This window comes from Candidatus Uabimicrobium amorphum (assembly GCF_009002475.1).
Taxonomy (GTDB): Bacteria; Planctomycetota; Uabimicrobiia; order Uabimicrobiales; family Uabimicrobiaceae; genus Uabimicrobium; species Uabimicrobium amorphum.
This window is the reverse complement of record NZ_AP019860.1, coordinates 5,418,633-5,439,243: the sequence shown is the minus strand read 5'-3', so window position 1 is coordinate 5,439,243 and position 20,611 is coordinate 5,418,633. Positions and strand designations below refer to the sequence as shown.

At 40.4% G+C, this 20,611-nt stretch carries 10 protein-coding genes; 9 read left to right on the top strand and 1 reads right to left on the bottom strand.

The window, feature by feature from the left end:
* Positions 1–93 precede the first annotated feature (93 nt).
* From bufB to UABAM_RS19745, 9 genes are all read left to right on the top strand, one after another.
* On the top strand, positions 94–951 hold the full coding sequence (gene bufB / locus UABAM_RS19785; protein WP_151969726.1) for an MNIO family bufferin maturase: 858 nt from the start codon (positions 94–96) through the stop codon (positions 949–951).
* Between the two features lie 2 nt (positions 952–953).
* Positions 954–1,709 (top strand): HvfC/BufC family peptide modification chaperone, encoded by a 756-nt coding sequence (locus UABAM_RS19780; RefSeq protein WP_151969725.1) that lies wholly within the window; start codon positions 954–956, stop codon positions 1,707–1,709.
* A gap of 10 nt (positions 1,710–1,719) precedes the next feature.
* The gene (locus UABAM_RS19775; protein WP_151969724.1) at positions 1,720–2,439 is read left to right on the top strand and encodes a hypothetical protein; all 720 of its coding nucleotides are present in this window, start codon (positions 1,720–1,722) and stop codon (positions 2,437–2,439) included.
* The gene (locus UABAM_RS19770; RefSeq protein ID WP_151969723.1) at positions 2,436–3,305 is read left to right on the top strand and encodes a hypothetical protein; all 870 of its coding nucleotides are present in this window, start codon (positions 2,436–2,438) and stop codon (positions 3,303–3,305) included. The genes UABAM_RS19775 and UABAM_RS19770 overlap by 4 nt, the downstream gene beginning before the upstream one ends.
* Positions 3,306–3,462: 157 nt before the next feature.
* Complete coding sequence (locus tag UABAM_RS19765) at positions 3,463–5,916, top strand: beta-ketoacyl synthase N-terminal-like domain-containing protein (protein ID WP_151969722.1); 2,454 nt, start codon at positions 3,463–3,465, stop codon at positions 5,914–5,916.
* Positions 5,906–7,774 (top strand): MupA/Atu3671 family FMN-dependent luciferase-like monooxygenase, encoded by a 1,869-nt coding sequence (locus UABAM_RS19760; protein ID WP_151969721.1) that lies wholly within the window; start codon positions 5,906–5,908, stop codon positions 7,772–7,774. Before UABAM_RS19765 ends, UABAM_RS19760 begins: the two co-directional genes overlap by 11 nt.
* Before the next feature lie 12 nt (positions 7,775–7,786).
* Entirely contained in the window at positions 7,787–15,040 is a 7,254-nt protein-coding gene (locus UABAM_RS19755; RefSeq protein WP_151969720.1) for a non-ribosomal peptide synthetase, read from the top strand.
* A 46-nt stretch (positions 15,041–15,086) separates the two neighbouring features.
* Positions 15,087–17,774 (top strand): hypothetical protein, encoded by a 2,688-nt coding sequence (locus UABAM_RS19750; protein WP_151969719.1) that lies wholly within the window; start codon positions 15,087–15,089, stop codon positions 17,772–17,774.
* Positions 17,775–17,871: 97 nt separating this feature from the next.
* Positions 17,872–19,146, top strand: coding sequence for a hypothetical protein (locus UABAM_RS19745; RefSeq protein ID WP_151969718.1), 1,275 nt, complete (start codon positions 17,872–17,874; stop codon positions 19,144–19,146).
* A gap of 82 nt (positions 19,147–19,228) precedes the next feature.
* Here UABAM_RS19745 and UABAM_RS19740 read toward each other — a convergent pair whose 3' ends face one another.
* Positions 19,229–20,605, bottom strand: coding sequence for a DUF6193 family natural product biosynthesis protein (locus tag UABAM_RS19740; protein ID WP_151969717.1), 1,377 nt, complete (start codon positions 20,603–20,605; stop codon positions 19,229–19,231).
* Positions 20,606–20,611: the final 6 nt, after the last annotated feature.

Genomic DNA, 20,611 nt, shown 5'->3' with positions numbered 1-20,611 from the left:
TACTACTATATTTAGTATATCCTTTTTTTCAAACAGTTTCCAAAAAATCTTTATTTTGGAAACTGTTTTGCAATTTTCCTCCGAGGTTTTATCATGACAAACTACTTTCACACAATCGACAACAAAATCCGTAATATGGGATTTGGCATAGGTTTGCGTCGAAAACATTTCGGCGAAATCTTCGACAACAACGATGGCATTGATGTTTTGGAAATTACTTCGGAAAACTTCATGAAACTGGGTGGTAAAGAACATGATATTTTGGCAAAAGCCAAAGAGCATTTTCCACTAGTTGCCCATGGAGTGAGTATGTCTATAGGTGGGCCAGATCCTTTAAACGAGGAATACTTACAAGAACTCATCAAGTTAGTAAAATTTATTGAAACACCCTATTTTTCCGACCACTTGAGTTACTCTTCCGCTTTCGGCGTAGAGTACCACGATCTTATCCCACTTCCGTTTAGCAAAGAAGCAGTAAATCATGTAGTTCCACGTATTAAACAGGTACAGGATATGGCAGGTTTACCCTTTTTAGTAGAAAATCCCAGCTACTATGTGGAAATGCCAGGAGCGGAAATGTCGGAAATTGATTTTCTTCTTGAAATAGTTGAAAAAGCCGACTGCGGTATACTTCTTGACGTCAACAATGTTTTTGTCAATGCCACAAATCATGGTTACGATCCCAAAAAATATATCGATGCCATTCCTCGTGAAAGAGTTTTGCAATACCACATCGCTGGGCATTTTGACGAAGGTGAATTCATCATAGATACTCATGGAGCTGACATTATCGATGAAGTGTTCAAACTTTACGAATACTCGATAAGACACACCGGTCCCGTGACAACCATTATCGAAAGAGATTTTGAAATTCCGCCATTAGACGATCTTATTGCAGAAAATAAGCTCGTTCGCGCAGCGGGAACACGCGCTCTGGAGGTAGAAGTGTAGAAATGCCCACTTTAGAAGAAACCATGCGCATGATGCACTCACTGTTACGAGGTGAAAAAACACCAGAAGAAATGAAAGAATTTTTTGGCACCAGTGAAAAACGTCTTGAAATATATCAAAGATTTGTTCGCAATCATGTAACAAAAACGCTTGCCAAAAATTTCGTGATGTTGCGACGTTTGGTCAAAAAAGAAATATGGCAAGGTTTACGCGATGAGTACTTCAAAAATTATCCTGCAACCGGATGGCAATTGAACGACACTTCAAAATCATTTGTCGATTTCATCGCCAAAAAAGTGCGCGAAGAAAAAATGTTTGCTGGTGAAGAGTTCTACATTGAATTGGCGCAATTCGAATGGGAAGAAGTGGTCGTGTATTGTAGCGAACTAATAACTCCCAAACCTCACGAAATAGAAACGCCGGTGTTAAATCCTACTTTATCCATCATGGATTTTCGCTATCCAATTGGCACATTTATTTACTACTGGCGCAATAAAAAACGCAAAGATCCATGGATAATAGAAAAAGAGTATTTAAAAGAGCAACCGCAAATGCTTTTTCTTATCCGTCATCCACAAGAACAGCGTGTGTTTTTTCATGTAGCTACTGATCCGTTACTCTTTGCATTCAAAGTCGTGCATGATCAAATAAGTTTGCCCGATGCTATCAAACTTAGCGGACAAACCGAAGACACCGTACGCAAAATATTAGCTGATGCACACCAAGCCGGAATTATTATTTTACCTGAAAATTTTTAGAGAGTTTATCATGTACAAAATCAATTTTTTTCTATTTGGCCTAGTATTTCTCATTTGTAGTTGTAGTAATAATAAAGGCAACGACAGCACTAGTACCAACGGTAACACCCAATCTCTAATAGAACAGGAAAAGTATACCTCCGATCCTACAGGAAATACAGCCATTCCCAAATCGAGTTTTGGTAATGCACGTGTTGCTTTTCTGACAAACAAAAAAATCACGCGTGGCTCTCAAGTTCGTAGCCCAAGGTTTCTAGGAGTTACCGACAACAAGGCACTTAGTACTGTATTGGTTCATAAAAACAATACACGCGATTTGATTCTCGTGAAAGAATACAACGGATACAAGTACGAAGATGTACCGTTATCAGCGTTTCGCTATCAGGCAAAAACCCTGACGCTGACTTTAACGCGCTCAGTGGTAATCGTTGAAGACGAGTTAATGGAGCAAATTTTAAAACTTACCGAAAAAGATCTTAAATTCTACAGTTTTGCCAAACAAGTATCAAAAGACCTTATTACAAACCCGAACTGGCCTGTAGAAGACACCGTTGTTGTTGAAAAAAATGGCGAATACTATGCCCTACAAAAGCCAGAAAAATTAAATCCACAACAACTTACTCCCGAAGGTAAAGCCTATCTAGCACTCAAGTTAAACATCATGAACGCACGCTCCACAGGGCATATCGCTCCCATACTAAACATCAAAAGAGCAAAGAGAAAAAGATGAGAAAATATTTGTTCCTCCTAACGATAATACTGGTATCTTGTGTTACCAACCAAAAACCTCTTCCTCAAGGGGTTCTAGTAGAAACACGTGATTTTTCACAGCCAGTGGAAAACAATGTAGAGGAACAATTAAATCTGCAACAAATCCTGATAGAAGTAGATTCGGACTACCAGCCATTTTATTGGCTGGTAGAAGATATCATTTCCCTCGAATCTCCCAATGTCGAACTGGTAAAAAACGCCAAAACCATCACCACGAAAATCGACCCGGAAAAAGTAAACCTATTTGTCGAAAATATAGAAAGTCGTCTTGACCGCTACGGAGATATTAAGACCGATGCCAACAGAATAGTCGTCCGTCCACGCAAACTACCCAAGTACAACTATACTTTGCTACAATTCACCAATTCACCTTCGGAACAAGACTTCACCAAAGTACTTAGCTTATGTCGACGTAATAAGTGGCGTATCATAAGCGAATGGGAACTTGAGAAGGGAGCTGCTATTGCGATTTGGAGCAAAAACAAAACAAAAGCCATCGCCAAAGCGATAAAAAAACCACTACCACAGTGGAGTGTCGCAATAGAAAAACACAAAATAGTTCTCCTTGCCAAAGGAACCACTATTTTATTTAAAATAGATGACCGTAGCTTGTGGCGCGAAATTAAACTATCCCTAACCACACGCTTTAACGACATGGACATTGATTATCGCGATAGTAACAATACCATGAATATTCTTTCGCGAAATTGGCAAGGTTCCATAACCAAACTCATCAAGAAAATCCTCAAAGAAGATGAGCTACATCACATCATTAAATTATCACTAGATAAGAACACCAAAACCATCACCATTACCAAAAAGTAATCACACTATGAATCTTTACGATAAAGTGCTCTGTTTACCCATTCCTATGCCATCACTCAAAATAAAAACATTTGAAAAACAAAAAGGAAACACATATAATAAAAATAATGTTTTAGTAAGGCATATATACAGATTGCACATCTAAAGAAAGCTAACCATGTCCGATGAAAAACATACACTACAAAAAAAAATTGAGCAGTATGTAATACAAGAGATTACACGTTTGCTTCCCCAAGAAACATCACATATGGACTGGAATGTCAATATCTCCGAGATGGGGATAAAAAAAAGACTGTTGGCCAAAGCTATTGAAAATCAAGCCAATATACAACTTTCTCCCACTATATTTTTTCAATGCGAAACAATTGCTGAACTTTCCGCGTTTCTGTACCGTGAGCACAAAAATAATTTTTCCAGTTTTCTAGTAGACCAAGTAGACAATCTTACAAATATTGGTGTAGTTTCCAAAGAGGAGCAAACAATCTCAGAGGTGGCTGTAGATAAAGACATTGCGATTATTGGAATGTCAGGGAAATTCCCCATGGCCAAAAATATACAACAATTCTGGGATAACATCATCACACAATGTGATGTTATTCGTGAAGTGCCAAAAAGTCGCTGGGATATAGATCAGTGGTTTTCCCCACAAAAATTACCCAATAAGATGTATTGTAAATGGGGCGGATTTATAGATGATGTCGACAAATTCGATCCCCTGTTTTTCGGAATTTCTCCCAAAGAAGCGGTGTGGATGGACCCGCAATTGCGTATATTACTGGAAACGATATACGCATCGATAGAAGATGCAGGATATGCAAAAAAAATTCGTGGAAGTAACACCGGAGTCTATGTCGGAACATTTAGTCGCGATTACTGGGATGAAATTGCACGCCGTAATATCGCTATAAACTCCTCGTATGAATATACAAGTAGTATGAACTATATGCTATCTGGTCGTGTGTCGCATATCTTCGATCTCCAGGGGCCATGCATGCCAGTAGACAATGCCTGTGCTTCTTCTTTAGGTGCTATTTATTTAGCCGTACAAGATCTAAGACGTGGTAAATGTTCTTTGGCTTTTGTTGCCGCAACAAATCTCATTCTCAGTCCTTTGCGTTATAATGCTTACTGTCAAATGGGAGCTTACTCTGCCAGTGGACGCTGTCATACTTTTAGCGACGTGGCAGATGGCTATGTTCCCGGTGAAGGTGTTGCGGCATTACTGTTAAAACCTCTCGCCAACGCCGTGCGTGACCGTGACAATATTCATGCGATTATTAAAGGTGTTGCCATCAATCATACGGGAAAATCACAGAGTATATTTGCACCGCGTCCTAAACTTCAAACAAACGTCATTGTAGAAGCATGGCAAGATGCGCAGCTTTCTTTTAAAGACGCTAGTTTTATAGAAGCCCATGGTACTGGAACAAAACTCGGAGACCCTATCGAAATCCAAGCATTGACACAATCTTTTACACAACAAACAAGTAGCAAACAATTTTGCCATATCGGTTCGATTAAATCACAAATAGGACATCTCGAAGCCGCCGCAGGGCTGGCAGGAGTCATAAAAGTAGTGTTATCAATGCAACATAAAAAAATCCCGGTAATGTATGGTTATCGTAACCCCAATCCTCTCCTTCAAATGGAACAGACTCCTTTTCTCATAAACCGCGAAGTGATTCATTGGGAAAGCGAAAGGCGTATAGCGGGCGTTAGTTCTTTTGGTATTACCGGGAACAATTCACATGCTGTTATAGAAGAATATGAAAAATTCCCCATACAACTGGCAGAGGCATATCCCACGATCTTTATACTGTCGGCAAAAAATGAACAGCAACTCGAAGAGTACGTATTTAGCTGGCGCACATATATTCAGAAAAACAAAATAACACATTTTCCTAGTGCCTTATATTCTTTACAAATCGGTCGCGAAGAAATGGACTTTCGTTTGGCAATTGTCGCCAGCAATGTCCAACAATTACAAAAACGATTACAACACTATCCTCAACAGCACCAAGATATTTTCTACGGTAAAATTCAACAACGCGACATTATGCCAAACAATACACCACAAAAATCACTACATGAAATCGCAAAGTCTTGGGTGCAAGGGCACAACATAGACTGGCAATCTCTGTATCCCGAGCAAAAACCATGGAAAATTTCTCTACCCACGTACCCATTTGCACGCAACAGTTATTGGATTCCCAAGAACAATGAGGTGTCTTCTGACACGAATATGCTCCTCGCAGGTTTTCCCAGTAAACGTTTGCCAGCCTATCCTCATTTACCACAACATTACGTCTGGGAAGTACAAATCTCGGCAAAAGAAGAGTTTATCCATCAACAGAAAATGCAAAAAAATATATTTGTCTCCGCTGGTGTCTATATAGAAATAATTACTGCCGCGGCACGACAGATTCACCAAAAATCCATTGATATACAAAATATGCGATACGACAAAATATTATTTTTATCAAAAAATGAAAACAAAACACTACAAGCTGTTCTTCACGAAACTTCATTTTCTATATATAGTATTGATAACGACGATTGGCAACTGCATGCACACGGTCAAATTTCATTAGGGGAAGAAAATGGAATTTAGTATCATATTCTTTTCGCGTGGAGAAAACCCTCAAGCACAAAATATCTACGACTTCACCATACAAGTTTCTCAGTTCGCCGATGCCAACGAATTTTCGGGAATATGGGTACCCGAACGTCATTTTCAACCGTTAGGTTGCATTTACCCCAACCCCGCGGTAATGTGTGCCGCACTCGCACAAAATACCCAAAATATACGTCTACGCTCAGGTAGTGTGGTTGTTGCTCTACACAATCCGCTACGCATAGCCGAAGAGTGGGCAATGGTTGACTGCCTATCTCAAGGTCGCGCAGAAATATCAGCTGCTTTTGGTTGGCATCCAAATGATTTTAGCTTTTATCCGGAAAAATACCCTAACCGCCACGAAGAAACATTCCGAGGTTTGGCAAAAGTACAAAAACTGTGGCGTGGTGAATCGATCACGGTAAAAAATGGTCAAGGAGACAACATTGACGTTCGTACCTATCCTACTCCTGTGCAAAAAGAATTGCCCATATGGATCACAGCTGCCAAAAATCCCCAGACATTCCGCCGCGCTGGTGAAATAGGTGCCCACGTTCTTACTCACATGTTGGCCTTATCTGTGGACGAGATGGCAAAAAACATTGCTTTATACCGCCAAGCCTTACAAAAAAACGGCCATGATGTCGCAAAAAGTAAAGTTGCCGTACTTCTACCAGCGTTTATCGCTACAGAAGAAAAAGTACAGAGAGTGGCACGTAAACCTTTGTGTGATTATATCAAAGGTAATATGGGTTTTATTGCCGATTTAGCGATTACTCGTGGACAATCTTTTGACATAGATAAAATGTCTCCCGCACAGCAAGATGAGTGGATGGAAATCATATACGAACGAATCTCCCAAGAACGCGCGTTATTTGGACCTGCGCAAAAATGCATGCAATTTTTGCAGCAACTATGCGACATCGGCGTAAATGAAATTGCATGTCAGGTAGACTTTGGCTTAGATTTAAACACTGTTCTGGAAAATTTGCCATGGCTAAATGAATTGCGTATCTCCGCGAAAAATTTGCATCCAAACTTGCAGACACCGTCACAAAAAACTATCAATGTACAAGATGATTCACCATCATTCGACTCACAAAAAATCAAAGACGGTTGTCTCCATTCCATCAGCCATGAAGAATTCTACCACAAAATGGGCACATCAAATATCACTCATGGTACGAGTATTCGAGGAATTCAATCCGTTTACTACAATGAGAGTGAACTCATTGCCGATGTAAATTTATCACAAGCACAAGACGCCCTACTTAACACCGTATTATGGGAAAACTGTTTTGTCAGTTTACTTGCCGTTGTGGAAGATAACACGCATATATTTCCACGCGGTGTGCAAAAAATAGAAAAGGTATCCGCACTACAAAACTCGTTGTGGTGTCATGGGGTATATATAAAAAAATCGAATAGTTTGCATATGGATATGCATGTGTACGACAAACAGCACAAGCTCATCGCCACAATAAAAAAATTGCAAGTAGATCTAATCAAAACAAGTGACTCTGTAGAAAAAACGGATCCTGTACATTCACAGCTTCTCGCTCAAATGAACCATGCGCCAGACCAAAATAGTTTTCTTTGTAAATATTTACAGGCAAAAATTGCAACAACAATTGAACTAGATACACAACAAGTAGAAGTACAAACACCGTTAACCGACTTTGGTGTCGACTCTATTATTGCCATCGAACTTTGCAACCACATCGAAGCAGAACTGGGCGTACATGTAACCTTGGTGCAGATTCTACGAGGGATTACCATTGAACAACTCAGTAACTACATTCTATCTTCCTCAAGCAAGAGTGATGACGAAGAAATGGAAGATATTGTCATTTAGACGGGATTTTTCATGATGAAATTAGATGATCTTTTGTCTTATTTACAAAGACACAACATTCAGTTATCTACCAAAGGACAAAAAATACATGTACGTGCTCCCAAAAACACCATCACACCACAAATTTCACAAGCGATAGCACAGCATCGCAGTGAATTGTTAATGCATTTACATCAACAACAACTGCACAAAAGTTCGCGGCGAAATCCTCTGCAAAAAATTACATCATCACAAAAGATACCTCTTTCACTAAATCAACAGCGCTTGTGGCTAATACATCAAATTTACCAAGAAAAAGACCCCTATAACGTACCCCAGGCTCTTGAAATTTTTGGTCATCTCAATACAATGATCCTGGAAAAAAGTTTAACACACATTGTACTGCGCCATGAAATTTTGCGTACGGTTTTTTACGAGGACGAAGGAATCCCCTACCAAAAAATCTTAGCCCCCTACGAGGTAACACTACCGTGTACTTCGATCTCGCAAGAAATTTCCCATAATGAAAAAATAGAAAAAATCACTCATGAAGAATCATATACGAACTTCGATCTCGAAAAAGGTATGGTTCGTTTTCGCCTTTTACAATTAGATAAACAACATCACGTGTTATTTATCGTTCTACATCATTGTATCTGCGACGGTTCCTCTTTTACCATTTTACAAAGAGAACTCATCAAATGCTACGACGCTTACATGAACAGACATCAACCACAACTGAGCAATTTACCTATACAATATAGCGATTTTGCTCTGTGGCAAAGAAAATGGATTGATGACGAGACAGTAAAATTACTCCTAGATTACTGGAAAACGAAATTACAGGGGCTACAGCCTCTACCTCTAGTGACAGACTATTTACGACCTTCGCAGCCTACATTTAAAGGTAATAGCATTCATTTTAATGTAAAAGCACAGCTTCTAACAAAATTCAAAACACTACTACGCGAACACAACTGCACCTTGTTCATGGGGCTACTTGCCATATACAAAATCTTGCTATCGCGTTATTCTAGAGAACAAGATATTGTGGTAGGGTTTCCCATTGCATGTCGCAATCACCCTGCACTACAAAATCTCATTGGCTTTGTGGTCAACACCGTTGCGTTACACACAAAATTAAATGATGAATATAATTTTGGTGAAGTATTACAAGTTATTCGCCAAGGGTGTTTGGAAACCCAAGCATACCAAGATATGCCTTTTGAAAAACTTGTCGAAAATCTCAGTATAGACCGCGACCCCAGTCGTTTTGCTATTTTCCAAAATTCCTTTGCTCTACAGCAAAATTGGTTAACAAAAACACATATTTCAGATATTACCTTTCAACCGCTGCGTTTAAAACGTCTCCGCTCGCGATTCGACTTCCACTTAATGTTTGAAGAAGTAGATGAGCAATTGCTAGGCTGTTGGGAGTATAGCGTTGATCTATTTGAACAGGCAACCATTGAGAGAATGGCCACTCATTTTGTACAGTTATTGCAAAGTGCGGTAGAATCACCACAACACCCCATCGCACACTTGGATATGCTAACCTCTGAGGAGAAACAACGATTACTTGTAGAGTTTAACGATACGCAACACAATTTTCCAAAGAATACCGTACATGGACTCTTTGAAACCCAGGCACGCAAAACGCCTAAAAATGTAGCTCTTGTATGCAAGAACAAACAAATCACGTACCGCGAACTTGATGAAAAAGCTAGTCAACTTGCGTATATATTGGCGCAAAAACACCGTCCAATTATCGCCATCATCGTCGAACGTTCTATCGAAATGGTCATAGGTATTCTTGCCATTTTGAAATCAGGTGCTGCTTATCTACCAATAGATCCCAATTATCCGCAACAGCGTATTGATTACATGCTACAAGATGCCAATATCGATGTTTTGTTAACTTCAAAAAATGTAAAGGCAATACAGGCAAATACTGTCATTTATGTGGACGACAACCAAATATCACAAGAAAAACTAACAGAGTCATCCGTCTCGCCATACAACCTTTTCAACATAGTTTATACATCGGGAAGCACCGGTAAGCCAAAAGGAATTCAAGTCAAGCACAACTCTGTCGCCAACCTCCTATTACATTTTCAACGTCAAATGGGAATAACCACACAAGATACTCTACTAAGTGTTACAACTGTATGCTTTGACATATCTGTTTTAGAAATATTTCTACCACTCATCTCAGGCGCAAAAAACATCATCGCCACCACAGAGGAAGTGACAAATGTCTCCACTTTAAAACAGAAAGCGTCTTCTGTAACCATCATGCAAGCAACCCCCTCTTTATGGACTTCACTCCTAGATGATGGATGGAAAGGCAATTCGCATTTAAAAATACTTTGTGGCGGAGAAGAATTGAACCAAAACTTAGCCAGTGAATTACTACAAAAATGTAGAGCCCTTTGGAATGTCTACGGCCCCACAGAAACTACTATTTGGTCCACATCCTGCCGTGTAAAATCATCACAGATCGTAACCATAGGTAAACCAATTGCCAATACTCAACTGTACGTTATGCAAAAAAATCGTTTATGTGCGATTGGTGTCCCCGGTGAATTGTGTATTTCGGGATGGGGGGTAGCACAAGGATACCTTAATCGTCCGCAGTTAACTCAAAATAAATTTGTCGATAACCCTTACCAAGCTGGTCGCAAAATGTATAAAACCGGTGACTTAGTGCGCTGGTTGCCAAATGGAGAAATCCAGTTTCTCGGACGTATAGATGATCAGATCAAAGTACGTGGTTTTCGTATGGAACCAGGCGAGGTGGAGACAACGTTGCGCCAACACCCCGATATAACTCATGCACTTGTGGTTGCCCAAAAAGACCAACACCACCATCAAATATTGGTCGCATATATTGTCGCCCCACAAAGTACCTCTTCGCAGTTACGCTTATGGTTACAAAGCAAATTACCACAGTACATGATACCCACTCATTTCGTCGTTTTGGATAAATTTCCCTTAACGCCTAATAACAAAATAGATAGACAAGCTCTTCCCCAGAATTTTATCACTACAGCCAAAACTTATGTTCTTCCCAAAAATCCTATGGAAGAACAAATACACAAAATTTGGCAAAAGGTACTCAAAATAAACAATATCAGCACAAATGATAATTTTTTTGAACTAGGTGGGCATTCACTGCTTGCGATACGCATGATTAGTCAAGTACGCGAAACATTTCAACAAGATATACCACTACAAAGTATCTTTTTAGCACCAACAATACAGAGATTTGCGCAGCTACTGGAAACAAGTACGGAGAAACTAACTCCAATAGTTGCGCTAGCAAAAGACAAATATCCGCTATCTGCGGCGCAAAAACGCCTGTGGTTTTTGTATCTACTTGAGCCACAAAGTACATTTTACAATATGTCACGTATAGTTGATCTCAAAGGTGAAGTCGATATTCCACTTATGGAAAAGGCCATTACTCTCCTTGGAGAGAGACAACATGCATTAAAGACATATTTAGAAGAAAGTAACGATGGAGAAGTATGGCAAAAGATTTCATCGCAGAAAATCCCATTAGATGTCGCTAATTTAGCAGATAAAACAAATACAGAAGAGCAAATAAAACACGAAGTAGAGAAAGAGAAAAACCCCTTTGTTCTCACCAAATTTCCACTAGTACGTTTTAAACTGATCTGCTGTGGCAAAAAACGTTTTGTGTTGTGTATCACCATGCATCATATCATCAGCGACCACTGGTCCATGGGCGTTTTGTGGAAAGAACTAACCGAAATATACAATGCACTGCAGGAGACAAGAACACCTCAACTACAAATACTACAAGTGCAATACGGCGACTTCTGTGTATGGCAACGACAGCAAAATGCCATTGCGAAACAACGAGATTACTGGCAAAAACAATTTGCCACAAAACCAACTGTATTAGACCTCCCCACAGACTATCCACGCCCAGCACAACAAAATTATCGCGGCGAACGTTGCAATCTAGTTGTCGATGAAAATTTAAAACGCAAACTCGATATACTGAGTCACCAAAATGATAGTACGCTATTTATGGTATTGCTAACGGCTTTTAATATATTGCTACATCGTTACAGTGGTCAGGAGGACATCACCATTGGCTTTCCAATTGCCAATCGCCATCATGGAAAAATAGAAAACAACATCGGATTTTTTATTAACACCTTGGCCCTGCGAACAGACTTGAGTGGCGATCCTAGTTTCGAGGAGTTGCTACGACGCGTAAAAGAAGTGTGCTTAGGGGCCTATGCGCACCAAGAATATCCTTTTGAGCAACTAGTAGAAGATGTAAATCCAGTACGGGACATGAGCCGCAATCCCATTTTTCAAGTGATGGTTAATATGCTAGATGACGCGAAACTAAGCGGTTCAGAATTTATTGGCTTACAAACAAGCAACTACAAGCGTAAAATGGATACCACAAAATTCGACTTGACACTCTACATAAGGCAACAAGATGCGCTACAAATTACTTTTCGCTATAGCCGCGACTTGTTTTCACTTGCCACGATAGAACGAATGACCAGACATTTTTTGCAACTACTAAACAGTATTGTACGCCATCCGCAACAAAAAATAGCACAGCTTCAGATTTTTGGGCAATACGAACAACAACAGTATCAAAAAAATCGAGCGCAACAACTACTCTCCGTCCCGGAGACAAAAGAGTTCATTACGTTTGCCAAAAAACAGATCCAACAGTCCATTTTTCAACGCTATACACAAAAAGTAAATCAACACGGTAGCCACCATGCCGTATTTTCAAACCATGAGTACCACACGTATCAAGAAATCTACGCATTATCGTGTCACCTAGCTTTACAACTACAACAATGTCTCGGCGAAAATACAGCGCAAGTCGCATTACTATTTTCCCATAATTTATCCATGATCGCAGCAATACTGGGTGTCGTTGCCGCGGGGAAAACATATGTTCCCCTGGAGCCTGTTTTTAGCCAACGTCAGCAATTTATTGTGGAGGATGCTAATGTTCGCGCCATTGTCACCGAAACGAACCATTTGCCGCAAGCACAGTTGTTGGCAAACAACGATACCGTCGTCTTCAATTTCGACAATCTCACGATACAAGACAACAACGTCACGATCAACCACAAAGTATCCCCAGACCATATTGCCTATCTTCTATACACTTCTGGTTCTACAGGCACTCCCAAAGGTGTTGTGCAAAATCATCGTAATATTTTACACTTCATCCGCAACTATACCAATAACTTGAAAATAACACATACGGATCGCTTGTTGATGGTCGCAGGTTATCATTTTGATGCCTCTATTATGGATATTTTTGCCGCTCTTCTCAATGGTGCTACTCTATATCTTTTCGATTTACGTAATGACAGCATTGAAGATCTAGCGACATGGATTATAGACAATAAAATTACTATTTACCACTCAACGCCAACGATATACCGTCACTTTGTCAAAACCATCCAAGAACACCAACATTTTCCTGATCTGCGCTTCGTTGTTCTCGGAGGAGAAGAAGTTCGTAAAGAAGATGTCGATTCCTACAAAAAACATTTTGAGGAACATTGTATTTTTGTCAACGGCTTGGGACCAACAGAATCGACGGTTACTTTGCAAAATTTCATTTATCATCACACACCAATCCCCCAAAACACTGTGGCAGTAGGCTATCCCGTTGAAGACACGGATATTGTACTTCTCGATGCACAACAGCGCCCCACTGAATTGTATGGAGAAATTGCCATCAAAAGTCCACACGTCGCTTTGGAGTATTGGCGGCGTCCGCAACTCAATGCCCAAACTTTTCTGAATAATTCGCCAAACAAAGAAAAACGCACATATCGTACCGGAGATATGGGCTACATGCGCGCCGATGGGCAAATTATGTTCATGGGTAGAAAAGATTCACAAGTTAAAATTCGCGGTATTCGCGTCGAGCTAGGCGAAATAGAAATAACAATTAGAGAACACCCAAAAGTTGTTGAAACTGCGGTAGTACATTATCAACATAACGCTAAATCCTTTCTTGTCAGCTATGTTGTCACCAATACATCACTGTGTGTGGACGAGATCAAAAACTTTGTCCGAGAAAAACTCCCTTCATACATGGTTCCTTCGCATTTTGTTCTCCGTGAAGCATTGCCCTTAAACGCCAGTGGCAAAATAGATAAGAAGGCTTTGGCGGAAATAGAAAACTTCGACTTCACAGCAACAAAATCCGCTGCACCACGCAACGATATAGAAAAAAAACTTTGTGACATTTGGCAAGATATTTTACAAGTAAAAAATATTGGGATTCACGATGACTTCTTTGCTCTTGGCGGACACTCTCTACTCGCCGTACACGCCGTAAGTCAAATGCGCCCGCTTTTTGGCTTTGCAAGTGATGATCATGAAAAACTCCCCTTGTCGGTCCTACTCACTCATCCAACAATCCATGATTTCGTCACTATCGTCCCTCAAATTCATACAACATTGCAGCAATCCATCATTCCGATGAATGCAAAGTTACGTGGACACGGTATATTTCTCGTTCATGCGGCAAACGTCGACCCCATTTGTTACCAACATTTATCTCACTGTCTCGACGGGAAAAAAACGGCATATGCCATACGTACTCATGATTTACCCGCAGATACATCTATTGAGGACACCGCTCGTTACCACTGTGAGAAAATAAAAACTATTCAAGCGCATGGCCCGTACGTTATCGGTGGAATGTGCCTTGGTGGAATAGTTGCTTTTGAACTCGCAAGACAACTACAACAACGTGGAGATGCCGTGAAACTCGTCTTTATGATGGATACCATCAATATCCCTGGGATGGAAAACTACAAGTCGCAACAATTGCACCAAGACAAAAAGCGCCGTAAAAAAAAGCGCTTGCAAAAACTAGTAAAATTTTGGCAACATGTATGCTCGGGCGACATGCATTTCGTTGCGCAAAAAATCAAAAAAATAATGTGTGGCCTCAGTATAAAGCGTAAGATAAAAAAACTTACTGATCCGCGCACCAAACTACGCAAAAAAATGCGTGCACAACTACGCACCATACGAGATCGATACAAACCACAACCTTACAATGGTGTACTGGTGTACATACGTTCGGAAAAACAGCAGGGTGATTACGCAGAAAAACGTTTACGACAAGTCGCCCCAAATGTTAAGGTACACAAACTTCCGGGAACAATCCACAGCGACGTAACACGCTCATATTTTGCAGAAAAAACTAGTGAAATTGTTCAAGATTATCTAGGGCGTGTCATCGATTAAACAAACTTTAATTGATGACACGCCCCAAATCAAAACGGTAAATACTATGGATGTAAATACATTAACAAAACGCTACATACATAAAAGACATGATACGCTATACGAAATAAAAAGTTATGTAGAGCAAAGCAAGGATTTCATTTCTCTTGTAGAAGCGTTAGACAACAAAGACGTGTTTATTCGCGAGGGAATTGTGAGTATTTTAGTACAATGGGGGCCAGACATCGCCTTTGTACAAAAAATTATGCAAAATCCACACAGTTTCTTGCTCAAGTATTTCCGTGCTTTACTCGAAAAACAACAGTGGTGTTCTTTACAATTGGATGTAAAAACGACGCTTTACAAACTACAGACTGCCACAAAAAACTATACCCACCGTGCTATTTTGCGTCATACACTAATGCGCAAAACACCTTGCACGTCGCAAATACAAAAAGACATAGAACAAAGTATTCTTGCATGTTTAGAAAACTCCCCCAATCACTTTATCAACAACTTTTTAAAAAAACACATGAACAATACGTCGAGCACTCCGCAAACAAACCTACAGATATACACACATGTAAAGTGGTGCGCGGAACAATTACAGCTACTTATTCCACGCGGCGAATGGTCTTTACGGGAATTAATTGCGGCGTGTGCAGAAAAACAACCAGACTCTTTTCGCGGTGCTATTGTCGTATCATTAGAATACACGACCATTTTGCATATTGACACGCACGATGAAGTTCCCCTTGTTATTTTCACCAATCTTTCTCCACAAATGAAAGAGCTGTGTTTGTTTGCTTCGGTATATACCACCTGGCAAGAACTCATATGCGACTACAGATACGCTGATTTTTGCCATCATAAATTTTCGCTAGAAGAAAAGTGTGAGTTCATAGGACTATCGTCTCGCGAAGCCATTTCTTTAAGAGAATCTGTAGAGAAAGCGAAAACTATTTTAGAAAGCGACATCCTTGATACAGAGATTGTCCTCGAAGCGGAAGAATTAGATAGCGAGGAGTTGGCGTCCTTCATGGCAATCGAAGAACGCGACGAAGTAGCATTCGAGGTCGAGAAACTAGATGACGACGAGTTGAAATCCATCATAGATAGCAAACTAATCATAGAAGCAGAAGAGCCAAAGCGCGATGATCTAGAAGCGCAAGACCCATTTACAGATGTATTTCTAGACAAAGACATAGAAACGCAAGACCCCTTCGCAGGTGCATCTCTCAGCAAAGACAGTTTGTTTGACTTTGAAGAGCAGCCTCCCATATTCGATTTTTCACAGGCAGAAGGTCCGAGCATAGATATTCCCGCGGACGATATGGATGTTGATCACGCCAAAAACGCCTTTACCCAAGAATGGGACTGGGAGCAAATAAACACAGAGCAGTCTTTCGAAAATAAAACGGACTTGGAAACGGACTATTTTTCCCCACCACCAGGGCCTGATGAAACTTTTGAAATTCAACCTCCCTCTTCAAAAATTACTTTTCCAGCGACACCTACCTCAAGGCGCTCTAAGGAAAAGCCTTTTCCCACACTTGGAGCCATGCCTCCCACAGAACATCGACCTTTTGACACAACTTTACCAACGCCTCCAAGTAAAACTAGAAAAAAAGTGGCCACATCTAAAATCACAAGTTTAAAAATTAAGCGACGTACTTCCGGCCGTAAATCTAGACAGAAAATCTTACACACTTGGATCGCAAAGCAAAAGAGCAAGGCGCAGAAAAACGACGTTCCCATTTTCGAGGTATTTCTCAGCGAACAAGCGGGAATACCCGGGGTCACCGAACGCATATTTGCCAAATCGAAAATGTTAATGAAAACTGTACAACTTACCATAGGTCTGCGCTTTCTGTTGCTAGCTTACGCGATGGATAACATGGTGCAATGGATCGCCAACTATGTAACGCAAATATTCAGTACATGGCGTACCATGCGCTCTATCCGTAGAAAAATACTCCGTACAAAAGCCGGAACCGAAGTCAGCGACTTGTGTAATGAAATCGAAAAAGCACGCCACGAAATTTGCCAGTTGTTTCTGTGGAACCAACCACAAAGTGAACTCTGTGAGAATTTTCCTTTGAAATACTTAATCGAGCTACGCGAAAGGTTGGATTGCATGAAACGCGATCTTAATTTTCTCAATAGGAAAGAGACCATGCAATTTGCCCAAAAAACATGGAAGGATTTTTTATGGAGTTTTTTACCTAATCCACTCGAATTTATCGCCATGTGGAAAGATTGGTGGATCATCACTTTTCATATGAAATATTGCCACAGCGAGCTACAAACAATGTATCTTGACTTCCTACTTGCCTATCGCCGTACAGTACGCCTACTAGACAATAAAGTCGACGGCGTTGCCATACAACTTTGCGAAAAAAACATCATAGAGCAATATGGCGTCAAAAATCATCATTACGCAGATCTCGATCAGAGTATCATTGCCTGCCGCCAAAATCTACAACGTCTAATTCAAATGTTGGTAAAACCACGCTTGCAGCTAACTCCACAAGAAATACTGCGCACCTGTCAACAAATGCATAAAACAAAAATGCCGCACCCATACCATCTTCTAGAGCTTGAGCGCTTGGTAATGAAAGAAGTAAAACGCTATTACAAGACAAATAAAATGAACATGCCCTTACAAGAGAAGCAGCTATTTATGCGTAGCCAAAAAGACTTTTGGCTACGCTATCAACTGCAAAAAAAGCTACGCTATCAATTTCAAATATAGAACGACCGCTTTATCTTCTAAATCTATTATGGTATTGTAGAAAAATCGTAATCACACAAAGTCCGTTATTTAAGCAATCAAATATAGAAAGAATATTATGATAGGAATAACGATACTCATTGTTTCTCTTGCTCTGGGTGTTACCATTGCTTTTGTCTTTAATTCCATAAAAAAAACCTGGCTACTCGTACCAGTAGACATCATCAACCCCCTGCCGCCAAAAGATCAGTTAGCGCGCTTTCGTTTTACACAACTCTCAAAACTCTACGACTACACCACATATCGCCCGAAACTGCTCATGGCTCTTATTTTATTTGTACTTGCGGCATTTCTTCTGCAAATTTTTCTTTATTCTCATAGTTCCTGGCAAGATTTTCTACAAAATATGTGTATTGTGCTCACCATCGCGTTGTTCATTGCACAAACCAATACTTTTGTTGCGATGGCTATTTTTTTTGTGGGCGGCTTTTGGGTTGGACAATGGTTACAATGGAGCTATTTCACCACAGGAATCATCGTGGGGTTTGTTCCGATGGCAGCGGCGAGTTTGATCTTGTTTCGCAACTACGCGGGAATGGTAAAAACCAACGAACTGGAATTGCAACATTCCACAACAAAAGATGGACAAAAGATATCTACCTTAGGTAAGATTTATCGCAAAGGTTATGGAGTCTTCCTTGCGTTAATGCCCATTATGGTAGGTTATGAAGTCTATCAACTGTGGTCGCCATCCACAACTGCGCAAACGAGCAATTATGCCTTTGCTATCTTTTCACTTGGTATTGGTCTAAATATTGCCCTATTTACCGTTCCGATGTTTCGCGAAATGGTGGAAAAAGCTACTTTAAACGAAGCCTCTCATTTTACCGAAGCCGTAGAAGTCTTCTATCGCCAACAAGACTCCGAGAGACAACCTATTGAAAAATTTGAAATCAGTCCTGTGGCTCTCAAACTCACATCAGAAAAAAGAATAAAAGAACATTTTGACTCGACAGGAAAATGGCTGGCATTTCAACAAGGACAGATTTTTACGATTTACGCCGTTACTCTATATTTGCTTGGAAAAACATTTTTGCAAATGCTAGACAAATCTGCGCAAATGGGGCTAACAGGTGATTTCACAATATTTTCTTATCTTACCTTACACGATACCATTCATTTGCTCAGTGGATTTTGCTGGATCACCAGTTTTGTATTTTTAGTTGGTATACTAGGCTACTGGGCGAAACGCTTTAATGACAAAAATGGTGAGGAAGAAGAGGTCACTGACACCAATACCGAAATTCTTTGGCAAATACACGGTAACACCCAAGCAGAGCTGCTGTGCTACCCAAAAAAATCAATGCCTGCCTTAGAAATCATTTCCGAATAATCTGAAGGTTATGACAATTGTAGCTGTGACTACGGCCAAGTCAACTAGGTATTTTCACGGTGGTCACAACTACGATGAAGTCTCAAACTAAATCCTTCAGATCTTGCGCTTGTGGTGGAAGGCTTCCATGATTTAACCATTTGTTTATTGCAACGGCAGTTGCATCAACGGAAGCAAAACGCCCAAGCGCTATTTCACTATCATCTTTACTAAAATAGATGCCATAAAGATTCTCTTCCTCTTCGTAAATTTCCAACCCACAACGATAATTATTTTTTGCGGCCTGCACGCGACTCCACTGATTTTGTTGTACATGTTCCATACGCACATCGCTATGAAGTTTTTCCAACGCCTTGTTCAGTGGAGATATGAAAAATTGGCGAATGGTTCCGACAAAAGGTGCTGGTTGTGCCAGACGCTCTAAATGCTCTGACAAAAAATTGCATATCACCTCGTAATTACCGCAAATACTATACTCTCCACAATGCGCAAAGCAACCTTCTTGCGTAGGAAACAACACTGGTAAACCTTCTGTCATAAACGGATAATGTGAACAACGCGAAAAGCAAAGCCTATTAAGACTGGTGAAAGAGAAAAAACATTTTATCTCTGGACGTACGACAATTTCTTCCAAAATAGGCAAGTAGTATTCCAAAACTTCATCGCCACTTCGTGCTTGTTGTAAAACGTTTTGCCAATGCCAATCCGAATAATCTCCGCGTTCAAAAACCCTAGCGAAATCACGTATTTGTAGTTGCGGAAATTTCTGTTGTAGTTTATCCAACGTTATTTGTTGATCTGTCCACAGATAAACACTAGTTTCTATATCTTCTATTGTAGAGTCTTGTGAAGCAAGCAAAGTCGCATTTATGAAAAACGAGCAGCGAATCGTATTGCTAGGGGTAGTACAAATCCGGCAAGAATAACGCTGCGCGTATACCCACAGTTCAACGCCCACATCTCCTGTATACGAAGGTTCAAAGCAAGTTCTCCATTTAGAACCCCGTCGCTTTTGACTAGCATCGATTTGCTTTCCCAACGCCTTTAATGTCCGAGTATTCTTGTCGATAAAGTCAAATTTTTCGTACAATTTTTCGCGACTTTCGCACGCGATAATCCACCCACGAATGCATCCATAAATGGAATTGTAATCATATGTCCGCCCCTCGCATATGCGGTCGTCGTTATCATGAAATGAGATCAAATACTCCACTCCACGATGCGTTATCTGAGGCGTGTCGTTCGTGCTACCTCGTAAATGCGCATTGCCACGCATGCCAAGCCATAAACCGTCCATATTGTCGTAATACATACAATGTATACGACAACGACGATTTTTGTATTGTGCCTCCACATGCCAATGTACACCTGCCCCTTCGATAGCGACTTCCACACAAGTTTCACATTGCGACTTTAAAAATTCATATAGATCTCTTGCGATTTGCTCTTCTTTGCGCATGCTCCC